This window comes from Micrococcus sp. TA1, assembly GCF_014199555.1.
Taxonomy (GTDB): domain Bacteria; phylum Actinomycetota; class Actinomycetes; order Actinomycetales; family Micrococcaceae; genus Citricoccus.
Genome location: NZ_JACHNW010000001.1, coordinates 2,570,327 through 2,584,373, shown reverse-complemented (window position 1 = coordinate 2,584,373; position 14,047 = coordinate 2,570,327). Strand labels below are relative to the sequence as shown.

Genomic DNA, 14,047 nt, shown 5'->3' with positions numbered 1-14,047 from the left:
GAAGACGCTCAGGTACAGGCGTACCCGGCGGGTCTGCGCCACCGGGTCCCCGTCCGGCGTCGGCCGGTCCGGGGGTGTTCCGGTGTCGCCGTCCGCACCGGAGGGGTCGCCGGGCCGGCCCAGGTGGCGGTCGATGACCGTCATGAGCTCCTCGGTCAGGGCCCGGGTCTGGGCCGCCGTCAGCTCGCGGGTGGTGGTGTTGTCGATCGAGGCCTCGATCCATTCCCGCTCCTCGTGGTTCTCCACGGACAGCCAGCGGCCCAGCGCGGCCGCGCGCTGGTCGAGCGAGGCCTGCAGCAGGGCCTGGATGGCCGGCCTGTTCGCCTCGTCCTGGGCCAGGTCGTAGGTGGGCACCGCGAACCCGACCGGTTTCCACCAGCGCTCCCGGCCCGAACCCCGTCCGGTGTCCTCCTCCACGAAGCCGTGCTTCTCCAGCTGGCGCAGGTGGTAGCTCGTCTGCCCCGTGCTCTCGTCCAGGTGCCGGGCCAGGGCGGTCGCGGTGGCCGACCCCACGTCCGTCAGGTGGGAGTAGATCGACATCCGCAGCGGGTGGGCGAAGGCCTTCATGGCCCGCGCGTCGACCTTCCGGGGGGCGACGCCGGGCAGCTGGGCCGGGCCGTCCGCCACGGGATCCGGGGAGGGCTGGGGGGCCTCGGTGGGGAGGGGGTCCTCCGGGGCCGAGGACTTGTCACGAGGCATGTGCAGAGCTACCTTTGCATAGACAGCTTTGCAAAGAAATCTCTGCAAAGTCTTCTCGGCACCAGTCTACGGAGATGACCCCCATGCTGCGATCCACCGCCGCGCTCCCGGCCGACCACTCCTCTCGGGCCCTGCCCCGCCCTGCCCGCCAGCCCGCGAAGCCGGCCACCCCCTGGAGCCTGGGCCGGGCGTTCCGCGCCCTCCTCGGGTCGTCCGCGACCCGCGTGGGCGCCGCCGCCCAGCGCCGCTCCGGTGCAGGGACCGGCTCAGGCGCGGGGTCAGGTGCGGGGTCAGGCACCGGCCAGCGCCCCGGCGTCGGCATCGACCACCGTGAGGGGCAGGCCATGCACCGGATCCGGCGCGCGGCCGCCCTCGGGGGCGGTCCCGGCCTGCGCTGAGGCCCCGTCAGGGCAGGTGGCCGCCACGTCCGTCGGATGGGCCGGGGCCGCAACGGCGTTCGCCTCCGCAGGTCCGGCGGGCGCCGCGTCGGCGCCGAGTTGGGGCCGCGCCGTAGACTGCGGCTCGTGGAAAAGGCGCAGGCCGCGGACGCGGCAATGGGGGAGACGGCCGAGGACAGGACCCGCCGGATGTGGCCGCGATTCCTCGTCATCGTGCTGTGCCTGGCCGGGCTGGTCATCGCGCTGCAGTTCGTCCAGGGCCTGCAGGGCATCATCGGGCCGGTGTTCCTCGGCCTGAACCTGGTCATCATCGCCTACCCGCTGCAGGCGTGGATGATCCACCGGGGGGTCAACCGCTTCCTCGGGGCGTCCGTGACCGTGCTGATCGTGGTGGTCGTGCTGATCGTGTTCCTGGCCCTGATCCTGTGGTCGGCCTCGGAACTGGTGATGGCGCTGCCCGAGTACAGCGCGGAGTTCACCAACATCTACTTCGGCATGGTGAACTGGATCGGCAGTTTCGGCGTCACCCCGGACATGGTCATCGAACAGCTCTCCGGCCTGAACATGTCCACCGTGGTGTCCACGGCCACCGGCCTGCTCACCGCCGTCCTGTCCAACGTCACCGCCATCATCGGCCTGCTGGCCACCGTCATCATGGCCGTGTTCTTCCTCGCCATGGACTCCGTGGCCGTGGAGCGGCGGATCGCGCTGCTGAACACCGCCGACTACGAGCTCGGGCAGGCGCTGACCGCGTTCGCCCAGGGGGTGCGGCGGTACTGGGTCGTCACCACGGTCTTCGGGCTGCTCGTCGCCGCGCTGGACGTCGCCGCGCTGGCCGTCATCGGCGTCCCGATGATCTGGGTCTGGGGCGTGCTGAGCTTCCTGACCAACTACATCCCCAACATCGGATTCATCATCGGCATGGTCCCGCCGGCGTTGCTCGGCCTGGTGGAGGGCGGCTGGGGTGCGTTCTTCGCCGTGATCGTGGCCTACTCCGTCCTGAACTTCGTGCTGCAGTCGATCGTCCAGCCCAAGTTCACCGGCGATGCCGTGGGCGTGATCCCCACCGTCTCCTTCCTGTCCCTGCTGTTCTGGGCCTGGATCCTCGGTCCGCTCGGCGCCATCCTCGCCCTGCCCGCCACGCTGCTGCTGAAGGCGGTCATGGTCGACGCCGACCCGCAGTCCCGCTGGATCAACACGTTCATCGCCTCCGACCTGCGCGGGATGGAGGAGCGGAACCGGCGCGCGCTGGCGCGGCAGCGTTCCGACCGGGCGGCAGAGGAGACCGTGGCCGCCCGGGCGCCCGGGGCCCGCGAGGGCGTGCTGTCCGGCGAGGACCTGCGTGATGGCGCCGCTGCGGGTGGCGGCGACGGGGCCGGCGACGGCGGTGCGCCCGGGGACCCGGGGGCGCAGTCCCCTCCACAGCGGACCGAGTGAACGGGGCCGTCCACGGTCCGGCCCGGGCGGGCCGGACCCTGTCCGTCGTCCGTGAAACCATGGAGGGATGACCACCCCCACGCTGCCGTACGTCGCCGACCAGGACATCGCTGCCCTGGTGGGGTCCGCGGCGGCGGACAAGGGCAAGGCCTACGCCCGCCAGGGTGCGGTCACCTCGATGCAGTGGGACGCCCCGGAGGGGGCGGGCGAGGCAACGCCCGCCCCGCCCGCGACTCTGACCGCGTCGGTGCAGGGCAACGACCCGTTGCCGTACGAGACGTACGTCCTGCTGGTGCCCGGCCGGCCGGCGTCGTCCCCGGAGGCACTGCCCTCGTGGCGCCCGGTGCGCGCCGGCTGCACCTGTCCGGTCCGCAACGACTGCAAGCACGCCGCGGCGCTGCTCTACACCGCGACCGAGGAGGCGATGCGCCGGCACCTGCGGCACCAGGCACTGCGCGCCGTGCCCGGGGGTCCGGCCGGGCAGGACGCTGCCCCCTCGGTGCAGGGCTGGGGCCAGGTGCACCGCTACACCGAGGCGGACGTCTGGGGCGGTGAGGACGGCGGCGGTCCCTGGGGGGAGGAGGCCGAGCGCGAGGACTGGCGCTCGGTACTGGGGGAGCTCACCGGGGAGAACCTGAGCCTCGGTTCGGACGAGCCGGTGGCGATCGGCGTGGAGCTGATGGCCGAACCGCAGAACCAGATGCGCCGCCGCTGGGGCGCCCACGCCGCCAGCGTCGAGGACGTGCGGTCCGGCGCCGCCCTGCAGGTCCACCTGCGCCCGATGCGCCGCGGTTCGCGGGACAACTGGATCAAGGGCGGGCTGACCTGGAAGAAGTTCCAGTACGGAGGACTGCGCCACCAGTTGCGCGAGGACCATGTGGAACTGCTCGGCCAGTTCTACCGCCTCTTCCTCGCCGAACGTCCCCAGGGGATGTTCGGCAATGACGAGACGCTGCGGCTGGACCAGCTCTCCGGCCCGCCGGCCTGGCAACTGCTCACCCGCGCCCGGGAACTCGGGGTCGAGTTCGTGGGCCAGGGCGTGGTCGGCGAGGTCGTCCTGGCCGGGCCGGCCAGCGTGCGCCTGGACGTGCGCGGGGAGTCGGACCTCGCCGTGGTGCCCGTGGTCGAGTCCGGCGGAGCACCGGTGCCCGGGGCGCGGGCGGCCGGCACCGGGGGATTCATCGCGGTGGACGTGCCCGACGACGCCCCACAGTGGGGTGCCCCGGTGCGCCTGACGCTGGTGCCGGCCGAGCGCACGCTGCCGCGGCCCGTACTGGACCTCTTGAAACAGGACGAGCCGCTGCAGATCCCGGCGGGAGAGACGGAGGAGTTCTTCTACGACGTCTACCCGCGGCTCTCCCGGATGATGCCCGTGGCCAGCACGGACGGATCCGTCGAGTTCCCGGAGGTGCCCGCCCCCGAGCTGCAGCTGCACGTGCGGTACGGCAAGGACCACCGGGCGAGCCTGGACTGGTCCTGGCTGTACTGGGGTCCGCGGCGCGAACTGCCGCTGGAATCGCGCCGGTCCCGGTCCCGCGGGGGCTGGTCCCCCACGGGGTACTCGGGCCGGGCCCGGAACCCCGAGGCCGACCGGGACATCGAGCACGAGGACGCCGTGCTGGACGCGGTGGGCGAGCACTGGCCGGTCGCCGGCGCGGGCGGGGCGCAGCACCTGGCCGGGATGGAGACGGCGCGGTTCGTGGAGAACGTGCTGCCGGTGCTGCAGGGCCTGGAGCACGTGAGCGTGACCGAGCACGGGTCCAGGCCGGACTACCGGGAACTGACCGACGACCCGCTGGTGCGCATCACCCAGGTCGAGTCCGGGCGGAAGAAGGACAACGACTGGTATGACCTCGGCTTCGAGATCACCATCGGCGGGGAGCTGTTCCCCTTCACCGAGGTGTTCACGGCCCTGGCGGAGGGGCAGAAGGCCCTGATGCTCAAGGACGGCACCTGGTTCCGCCTGGACCACCCCTCCTTCCAGAAGCTGCGCGACCTCATCAACGAGGCCGAGGTGATGGGGGACTGGAGCGCCGAGCGCCCGCGGATCTCCCGCTACGACGTGGCGCTGTGGGAGGAGTTCGAGGACCTCGCCCACGAGTCCGTGGCGGCCCGGGCCTGGCAGGAGACGGTGGGCGCGCTCAAGGACCTGGCCGAGATCCCCACGCCCGAGGTCCCCGAGGGCCTCGACGCCCGGTTGCGTCCCTATCAGCTCGAGGGCTTCGCGTGGCTGAGCTTCCTGTACGACCACGGACTCGGCGGCATCCTCGCCGACGACATGGGCCTGGGCAAGACCGTCCAGACCCTCGCCCTCATTGCCCGGGCGCGCGAGCGCGGCGCCCACAATCCCGGCGACCACCCCGGCGACCACCCCGGCCAACACGCCGCCGAGCCCCTGGCGGAACAACGAGCGCCGGACCACGGCGAGCCCGTGCCGCCCCCACAGGTGGCGCCCCCGTTCCTGGTGGTGGCGCCGTCCTCGGTGCTGTCCGTCTGGAAGGAGGAGGCCGAGCGCTTCGCGCCGGGCCTGGAGTTGCGGGTGCTGGACACCACCGCCGCCAAGCGCGGGACGACGGTGGCCGAGGAGGTGGCCGGGACCGACGTCGTGGTCACCAGTTACACCCTGCTGCGGCTGGACTCGGGGCAGTACACCGCGCTGGACTGGGACGGGCTGGTGCTGGACGAGGCGCAGTTCGTGAAGAACCGTTCGGCCAAGGCCCACCAGGCGGCCCGGGACGTCCGGGCGCCCTTCCGGCTGGCGATCACCGGCACGCCGATGGAGAACTCCCTGTCCGACCTGTGGGCCCTGCTGTCCCTGACGGCCACCGGGCTGTTCCCCTCGCACACGGTGTTCCGGCAGGAGTACACCAAGCCGATCGAGACGCCGGATCCCTCCGATGACGGCGCCCGGTTCGCCGCCGAGCGGATGGCGCGGCTGCGGCGCCGGATCCGGCCGTTCATGCTGCGGCGCACCAAGGAGCTCGTGGCCTCGGACCTGCCCCCGAAGCAGGAGCAGGTCAGCCACGTCGAACTGGTGCCCAAGCACCGCCGGCTCTACGACCAGGTGCTGCAGCGCGAACGCAAGAAGGTCCTGGGGCTGCTGCAGAACATGGACGAGAACCGCTTCGTGATCTTCCGGTCCCTGACCCTGCTGCGCATGCTGGCGCTGGACCCGGCGATCGTGGACGAGGAGTACGCCTCCGTGCCCTCCTCCAAGATGGAACAGCTGATGGAGAACCTGGAGGAGATCGTGGCCGAGGGGCACCGGGTGATCATCTTCAGCCAGTTCACCTCGTTCCTGTCCCGGGTGGGGGACCGGCTGGCCGACCGCGGCGTGGCCTTCGCCTACCTGGACGGCTCCACCCGCAACCGCTCCGAGGTGATCAGCCAGTTCAAGAAGGGCACCGCCCCGGCGTTCCTGATCAGCCTCAAGGCCGGCGGCTTCGGGCTGACCCTCACCGAGGCCGACTACGTGTTCCTGCTGGACCCCTGGTGGAACCCCGCCACCGAGGCCCAGGCCGTGGACCGCGCCCACCGGATCGGCCAGGAGCGCACCGTCATGGTGTACCGGATGGTGGCCGAGGGGACCATCGAGGAGAAGGTGCTGGCCCTGCAGCAGCGCAAGGCGGCCCTGTTCTCCTCCCTCACCGACGGGGACACCGCGTTCTCCAGCACCATCACCGCCGACGACGTCCGCGAGCTGTTCGCCCCGGACCGCGGCTGAGGGGACGCGCCCGGGCCGGCATCAGGGACGCGCCCGGGCCGGCATCAGGGACGCGCCCGGGCCGGCATCAGGGACGCGCCCGGGCCGGGATCAGGGGCTGCGCCCGGGCCGGGATCAGGGGCTGCGCCCGGGCCGGGATCAGGGGCTGCGCCCCGGGACGGAGAGACTGGGCCGGGGACGCCGGATATTGTCCCGCGCGCCGGGCGGACCTACGGTGTTCGCACATCCGGAGTTCACCGAGGGCGCGCCAGGGCCGGACCGGGCCCGACGTCAGAGAGGGGCAGTGGTGATGGGAGAGGCAGTGAAGCCGGTCGTCGTCGGCGTGGACGGTTCGGAGACCTCCGTGGAGGCCCTGAAGGAGGCCGGGCGCATGGCCGCATTGCTGGGCGCCCCGCTGAAGGTGGTGACGGCCTGGCACTGGTCGGTCGTGGCCGCAGCGGTGCCCGCCCCGGATGCCCAGGACTTCCGCGGCCGGGCCCAGGAGGCCGTCGACCAGGCGATCACGGCGGCGTTCGGGGACGACGTGCCCGAGGGGCTGGAACGAGTGGTCCGGGAGGGGCCGCCGGCGCAGGTGCTGCGCGAACTGAGCAAGGACGCCTCCCTCGTCGTGGTGGGCAACCGGGGCCACGGGGGCTTCGCCGGCCTGCTCCTGGGCTCGGTCAGCTCCGCCGTGGCCGCCCACGCCCACTGCTCGGTGCTCATCACGCACAAGCACGGAGGGGACGGGGACCGCTGAGCGTCAGGGCATCCGCGTCGGCTGCGGCAGGCCCACGTGCCGGATGCCCACGCCGCGTCGGTACAACCGGTGCGCGGGAACCGGCACCACGGCCCGCCCGGGGTAGGCGGCCTCGAGGACCTGGTGCGCCCCCTCGTCGTGGGGATCGTCGAAGGACGGCACCACCACGGCCCCGTTGACCGGCAGGACGTTGACGTAGGACCAGGACACCTGGCCCCTGCCGTCGGACTCGGCCAGGGGAGCGGTGATGGCGGCGACGTTCAGGGGCCGGCCCCGGGCGTCGGTCTCGCCCTGCAGGATCTCCAGTGCCTGCAGGGACACCTCGTGGTCCGGGTGGGACGGATTCTCCTGCCAGTGCAGCAGCACCACGGTGGGGGAGGCGAACGCCACCACCTGGTCGATCTGCCCGCCCACCCCGTGCGGGCCGGCGTCGCGGGCCAGGCCGCGGGGCAGCCAGATGACCTTGCGGATGTCCGTGTACCGGGCGAACTCCGCCTCCACGTGCGCGCGGGACCACCCCGGGTTGCGCGCCGGGTCCAGGAGCACGGACTCGGAGGCGATCAGCGTCCCCTCGCCGTCGGTGATGAACGCACCACCCTCGTTGACCAGCAGGGACAGCTGACGCCGGGCGCCGGTCAGCTCGGCCAGCGTGCCCCCGGCCACGTCGTCCAGCCGGAACTCGACGCCCGGGCGGCGGCCGAAGCCGTTGAAGACCCAGTCGATCATGCCGATCCGGCGCTGACCGGTCTGTCCGTCCACGCCACCCACCGTGAAGGTCGGGCCGGACAGCCGCAGGAACGGGTTGTCCATGGACAGCGGGACCACCGGGATCAGGGGGTCCACGTAGGTGTGCACGATCTGCCGGTCGGCGGGGTCCACCAGCAGGGTGACCGGCTCGTAGTCCATCACCGCGTGCGCGACCCGGGCCCAGGCACGGCGGGCCCCGGAGACCTCCCACGAGCTGGTGCCCATCCGCGAGTAGTCCCGGGGGAAGGCGAGCCACAACCGTTCCTGGGGTTCGGTGTCCGCCGGCAGGTGCCAGGTGTCCTCCGTGGTGCCGGTCAGCAACGTGCCGGAGCCGGGGGATTCCGCCGCCGGAGTCCGCACCCCGGAGGGTGATGACCGCGGGAGGCCCGTGGACGGAACCGGTGTCCCCGAGGAGGCCTCCCGGCCCGATGACGTCCGGGGCTGCTCGTCCATGGATCCCCTCTCATCAGGTCGTTCACGGGATACGCCGGCGACGACGGCCGCCGGCGGGCCCCGTGCGGCCGGCACCTCCCATGCTATGCGAGCGTGCGATGCGCTTCACACAGAGCCGGTCCGGGACGCCGTCCCCAGGCCGAGGTCGCCGGCCGCCTCCTCCAGGACGGAGCGGACGGCGACGACGGCGGGAGACCCGGCGGTGGAGGACCGGGTGGAGGTGAAGACGGTGCGCATCGGCCGGCCGTCGAGGGGAATCCGCCGCAACCGGACCCGGGAGCCCACCAGCATCAGACCCGGCAGCAGGGCCACCGCGTTCCCGGACTCCACCAGGGCCAGGTGCGACTGCAGGTCGGAGGACACGTAGCGCACGTCCGGTTCGTGGCCGGCCGAGCGGCACACCTGTTCGGCCCAGTGCCGGGTGGCCGTGCCGCGGGGTTCCATCACCCACGGCAGGGGCCGGTGCGCGAGCAGCGCCTGCAGCACGGCACCGGGCGTCGGCCGTCGCCCGTCCGGCGCGGTCCCCGGCGCTGCGCGCGGTTCGGCTCCCCGCCCTGTGTCTGATGCGGTCCCCGGTTCAGCAGCGCGCACCACGTTCCCCGGCTCCACGTCCACCTCGGTCCCCGGCCCGGCGTCCAGCCGATCGACGTCCAGCGACGAGGGAACGGCCAGCTGCAGTTCGTCGCGCAGCAGCGGACGGCGGTCCAGGCCCGGCCAGTGCGGGGCGGAGTGCCCGGGGTACTGCTCGGCGACGACCACGTCGAAGTCCCGCGCCCAGGTCTCGTGCAGCGCGGTCTCGGGCTCGTACTGGACCACCTCGAGCCGCAGCCCCGGGTGCCGGGTGCGCAGCAGGGTCAGCGCCGGTGGCAACAGGGTCAGGGCGGCGGACTGGAACACGGCGAGGGTGACCCGGCCGGTGACCTCCTCGCCCGTGGAGACCAGGGCGGCCTCGGCCTGCTCGAGGGCGTCGAGGATCGGGTCGGTGCGCTCCACCAGGGCCAGGGCCGCCTCCGTGAGCTGCACCGTGCGACCGGCCCGGCGCAGCAGGACCGTCTTTGTCTCCCGCTCCAGCAGCGCCAGCTGTTCCGACACGGAGGACGGCGCCAGGTTCATGGCCCGCGCCACGGCGGTCATGGTCCCCCGGATGGACAGTTCCCGCAGCAGCACCAGGCGTCGGACGTCCAGCACGATGCCCTCCCGTCAGTTCGGCTGATCCGAAGGGTACCCTGCGGAAACGTTCGCTGGTGGTGCAGGATGTGACGGAGAACAATATCGGTATGAGCATCCACGTCTCCCACCCGGTGGTCCCCGATCCCGCGCCGCTCAAGGCCCTGGCCCCGGCCGCCGTCGAGCAGGTCCGCACCTGGCTGCGCGAGGCCCGGAACCACCCGACCACCTTCTCCGCCCGGCAGCTGGCCGGCGTGCTGAAGGACCCGGACGGACTGGACTTCACGGTCGGGTTCGTGGACCGCGTGGTGCGGCCGGAGGACCCGGCCATCGCCGCCGAGGCACTGCGGGACCTGGCCCCGCGCACCCCCGGCTTCCTGCCCTGGCCCATGCGGGCGGCGATGGGCGCCGGGGGCCGGGTGGCCCCGGTGGTGCCGCAGCTGGCCGTTCCCGCGGCCCGGACGGTGCTGCGCGAGCTCGTCTCCCACCTGATCGTGGACGCCACCGAGGACCGTCTCGGCCCGGCCATCCGGAAGCTGAGGACCCCCGGCACCCGGCTGAACATCAACCTGCTCGGCGAGGCCATCCTCGGACGGGGCGAGGCCGCCAGACGCATGGCCGGGATCCGCACGCTCATCGAGCGCGACGACGTCGACTACGTCTCCGTCAAGGTCTCCGCCGCCACCGCCCCGCACAGCCCCTGGGCGTTCGAGGAGGCCGTCGCCGAGGTCACCGAGTCCCTGCTGCCGCTCTACGAGCTGGCCGCCTCCCAGGCCGGCACCCCCGCCGGGTCCACGTTCATCAACCTGGACATGGAGGAGTACCACGACCTCGACATGACACTGGCCGTGTTCATGGGCCTGATGGACACCCCGCAGCTGCGCACCCTGGAGGCCGGGATCGTGCTGCAGGCCTACCTGCCCGACGCCCTGGACGCCATGATCCGGCTGCAGGAGTGGTCCGCCCGGCGCGTGGCCGAGGGGGGCGCCCCCATCAAGGTCCGCGTGGTCAAGGGCGCCAACCTGCCGATGGAGCACGTCCAGGCCTCGCTGACCGGTTGGCCCGCGGCGACCTGCGCGTCCAAGCAGGACACCGACACCAACTACAAGCGCGTGCTCAACTACGCCCTGACGGAGGAGCGTACGCGCCACGTGCGGATCGGGGTGGCCGGGCACAACCTCTTCGACATCGCCCTGGCCTGGCTGCTGGTGCAGGAGCGCGGGCTCAGCACCCAGCAGGTGGGAGACCGCCGCCCGGACGTCGAGTTCGAGATGCTGCTGGGCATGGCCACCGGTCAGGCCGAGGCGGTGAAGAAGGACGTCGGCTCGCTGCTGCTCTACACCCCCGTGGTGCACCCGCACGAGTTCGACGTCGCGATCGCCTACCTCATCCGCCGCCTCGAGGAGGGCGCCAGCCAGGAGAACTTCATGTCCGCCGTCTTCGAGCTCGACTCCGACCCGGAGCTCTTCGCCCGCGAGGAGGCGAGGTTCCTCGCGTCCGTGGCGGGCCTGGACAACGCCATCCCGACGCCGAACCGCACCCAGGACCGCTCGGCGGCGGATCCCGAGGCGGCCCGGGGAACGGTCCCCCAGCCGGTGGACGGCTTCGCCAACGCCCCGGACACCGACCCCTCGCTGGCGGCGAACCGGGACTGGGCGCGCCGCATCATCCGGGCCATCCCCGGCTCGCAGCTGGGGGTCGCGGAGGTGGCCGGCGCTCGGGCGCGCAACTCCGGTGAGGTGCGGGCCGCCGTCGGGAGAGCCGTGGACGCGGGGCAGGCGTGGCGCACCCTGACCGGAGCCCAGCGCGAGAGCGTGCTGAACGCCGTGGCCGACGCGCTCGAGGCGCGGCGCGCCGAACTGCTCGAGGTGGCCGCCGCCGAGACCGGCAAGACCCTGGACCAGGGCGATCCCGAGGTCTCCGAGGCCGTGGACTTCGCCCGCTACTACGGCCGGCTGGCCCGTGGGCTGGACGAGGTGGAGGGCGCCCGATACGTGTCCCCGAGGCTCGTGCTGGTCATCCCGCCGTGGAACTTCCCCGTGGCCATCCCCACCGGCGGCGTGCTCGCCGGACTGGCGGCCGGGGCACCCGTGGTGTTCAAGCCCGCCTCGCAGTCCGCGCGGACGGGGGCGGTGGCCCATGCCGCCATCGTCGAGGGGCTGCGCGCCGGACTGGCCGGCCTCGGTGCGGGCCCGGGGCGCGAGGTCTGGAACGAGCAGGAGGCGGCCGCCGTCGCCGCCGACCTGGTCACCCTCGTGACGATCGACGCCGAGGACGAGGCCGTCGTCGGGAAGGAACTCATCACCCACCCGGACGTGGAACGCGTCATCCTCACCGGCAGTCACGACACCGCCCGGCTGTTCCGGTCCTTCCGGCCCGACCTGCCCCTGCTGGCGGAGACCTCCGGGAAGAACGCGATCATCGTGACGCCCTCGGCCGACCTCGACCTGGCCGCGAAGGACGTGGTCCACTCCGCGTTCGGGCACGCGGGGCAGAAGTGCTCGGCGTCCTCCCTGGTGATCCTGGTCGGCTCCGTGGCCACGTCGAAGCGGTTCCACCGCCAGGTGCTGGACGCCGCCTCGTCCCTGACCGTCGGTTACCCGGAGGACCCGCGCTCCCAGATGGGACCGGTGATCGAGGCGCCCGGGGAGAAGCTCGAGCGCGGGCTGACCCGGCTGGGCCCGGGGGAGCGGTGGGCGCTGCAGCCGCGGCCGCTGGACGCCAGCGGGCGGCTGTGGAGCCCCGGCATCCGCTCGGGCGTGCAGCCCGGGGCCGACGCGCACCTGACCGAGTACTTCGGACCCGTGCTGGGCGTGATGACCGCGGCGACCCTGGAGGACGCCGTGGAGCTGGTCAACGCCGTGGACTACGGCCTCACCAGCGGCCTGCACTCCCTGGACGACGAGGAGATCGGGTACTGGCTCGAGCACGTCCACGCCGGCAACCTCTACGTCAACCGGGGAATCACCGGGGCGATCGTGCGCCGCCAGCCCTTCGGCGGGTGGAAGCGTTCCTCCGTGGGCGCCGGGACGAAGGCCGGAGGCCCGCACTACCTGCACGGACTCGGCGGCTGGGAGGACGTGCCGGACGGCGCGGTGGCCGTGACGGGTGGCACGGCTGTCGTGACGGGCACGGGGGCCCCCTTGGGGGATTCCACGGGTGGGGTGCCGGGTGGCGCGGTGGTCGTGGCGGACGCGGCGGCCCGCGCCGACGACAGCCCGGCCCGCCGGCTCGTGGACGAGGTGGCCGAGGACCTCGACGACACCGAACTGGCCTGGCTGACCCGGGCGGTGGGCCTGGACGCGGTGGCATGGCAGGAACAATTCGGCGTGGCCCGGGACGTCTCCGGCCTGACGGCCGAGCGCAACGTGCTGCGGTACCTGCCGGTGCCCGTCCTGATCCGCTGGGAGTCCGGGCCGTTGGCGTACCTGCTGCGTGTGCTCGCCGCCGGACTGCGCGCGGGCGGGCCGCTGACCCTGAGCACCCCCGAGCCGCTGGCCGCCGAGGTGCTGGACTTCCTGGTCGAGTCCGGGGCGCCCGTGGACGTCCAGGTGGAGACGACCTCCGCCTTCCACGCCCGCGCCCGCCAGCTGGCCCAGCTGCCACCCTCGGCCGAGGGCAGCGGCGATCCCCGGGTGCGGATGGTCCTGGACTGGGGGGCGGGTCCCGCGGGCGGCGACGCGGATGCGGCCGGTACCGTCGAGATCGGCGGGGAGGTCGCGGCGGAACTGTCGCGGGCCGCCGTCCTCGCCCTGCACGAGGCGGTGGACGGCTCGCCGGACCTGGCCGTCTACGCCGGGCCGGTGGTGTCCGCGGGGGACGTGGAGCTGCTGCCCTTCCTGCACGAGCAGGCGATCTCCATCACCGCCCACCGCTTCGGCACCCCGGACCACCTCACCGACCACCTGCTCTGACCCCGCCGCGGGCCCGCCCGCCGAAGCGCCCGCCGGTCCTGCCGCTGGATCCGGCAGGCTCCGGGCGGCTCCGGGTGTTCGTCATGCCCTGCTGGACGTCTCCTCCCGCCTACCGGGATGAGCCGTCCAGCAGGGCATGATTCGACGTGGCAGGAACTGGGAAGCACGACCCTACCGATGGGTAACATCTCGTGCGAGCATGGATCCCATGCACCTGCTCTTGCGCACCCTGCTGCTGCTCATCACCTCCCGGCGCCGCTCCCGGCTGAGCATCTGGGACAGTTCCTCCCTGCCGCTGAGGGCCCTGCCTACGGACATCGACATCGCGATGCACGTCAACAACGGCATGTACCTCTCCCTCATGGACCTGGGCCGGTTCGACCTGATGGTCCGCTCGGGCGCGTGGGACCTGTTCCGCCGCAAGGGGTGGACCCCGGTGGTGCAGGCCGAGCAGATCGCGTTCCGCGCGTCGATCACCCTGTGGCAGGGATACTCGCTCGAGACCCGCATCATCGGGCTGGACGACAAGTGCATCTGGCTCGAGCAGCGCTTCGTCGTGGACGGTCAGGTCTGCGCCCGGGGTTACGTGGCCTCGCGCCTCGTCGGCCCCGACGGGCCCGTGTCCAACGAGGAGATCATCGCCGCGGTCCGCGACGGGCTCAGTGAGGACGTCCCGGCGGACCTGGTCCTGCCGGAGTGGCTGCACGAGTGGCGCGTCGACGTCGCCCTGCCCGGGTCCCGTCGTCCGGCCCCGCACCTCTGGTGAGCCTCC

At 72.8% G+C, this 14,047-nt stretch carries 9 protein-coding genes; 6 read left to right on the top strand and 3 right to left on the bottom strand.

Going from position 1 to position 14,047, the window contains the following annotated elements; genetic code table 11:
* Window positions 1–699: helix-turn-helix domain-containing protein (locus GGQ69_RS11370; RefSeq protein WP_183528076.1), on the bottom strand; the 699-nt coding region annotated here is incomplete at its 3' end.
* A gap of 74 nt (window positions 700–773) precedes the next feature.
* Between GGQ69_RS11370 and GGQ69_RS11365 the strand changes: the two genes are divergently transcribed.
* The 4 genes from GGQ69_RS11365 (at window position 774) to GGQ69_RS11350 (ending at window position 6,994) form a co-directional block, all read left to right on the top strand.
* A complete protein-coding gene (locus tag GGQ69_RS11365) occupies window positions 774–1,097 on the top strand; it encodes a hypothetical protein (RefSeq protein WP_183528074.1) in 324 nt (107 codons plus the stop codon).
* A 126-nt stretch (window positions 1,098–1,223) separates the two neighbouring features.
* Window positions 1,224–2,534: an AI-2E family transporter gene (locus GGQ69_RS11360; RefSeq protein WP_298045382.1), complete on the top strand. Its 1,311-nt coding sequence runs from the start codon at window positions 1,224–1,226 to the stop codon at window positions 2,532–2,534.
* Between the two features lie 67 nt (window positions 2,535–2,601).
* Window positions 2,602–6,258: an SNF2-related protein gene (locus tag GGQ69_RS11355; RefSeq protein WP_183528072.1), complete on the top strand. Its 3,657-nt coding sequence runs from the start codon at window positions 2,602–2,604 to the stop codon at window positions 6,256–6,258.
* Between the two features lie 289 nt (window positions 6,259–6,547).
* Window positions 6,548–6,994, top strand: a complete 447-nt coding sequence (locus GGQ69_RS11350) for a universal stress protein (protein ID WP_183528070.1) — start codon at window positions 6,548–6,550, stop codon at window positions 6,992–6,994.
* Window positions 6,995–6,997: 3 nt separating this feature from the next.
* On the opposite strand, the gene GGQ69_RS11345 is transcribed toward GGQ69_RS11350, so the two are convergent.
* Together GGQ69_RS11345 and GGQ69_RS11340 are read right to left on the bottom strand one after the other, a co-directional pair.
* Window positions 6,998–8,194, bottom strand: a complete 1,197-nt coding sequence (locus GGQ69_RS11345; protein ID WP_183528068.1) for an agmatine/peptidylarginine deiminase — start codon at window positions 8,192–8,194, stop codon at window positions 6,998–7,000.
* 105 nt (window positions 8,195–8,299) lie between these two features.
* Window positions 8,300–9,382: a LysR family transcriptional regulator gene (locus GGQ69_RS11340; RefSeq protein WP_183528066.1), complete on the bottom strand. Its 1,083-nt coding sequence runs from the start codon at window positions 9,380–9,382 to the stop codon at window positions 8,300–8,302.
* 89 nt (window positions 9,383–9,471) lie between these two features.
* On the opposite strand from GGQ69_RS11340, the gene GGQ69_RS11335 reads away from it, so the two are divergent.
* Window positions 9,472–13,275 (top strand): bifunctional proline dehydrogenase/L-glutamate gamma-semialdehyde dehydrogenase, encoded by a 3,804-nt coding sequence (locus GGQ69_RS11335; RefSeq protein ID WP_183528064.1) that lies wholly within the window; start codon window positions 9,472–9,474, stop codon window positions 13,273–13,275.
* 208 nt (window positions 13,276–13,483) lie between these two features.
* A complete protein-coding gene (locus tag GGQ69_RS11330) occupies window positions 13,484–14,041 on the top strand; it encodes a thioesterase family protein (RefSeq protein ID WP_183528614.1) in 558 nt (185 codons plus the stop codon).
* Window positions 14,042–14,047 lie beyond the last annotated feature (6 nt).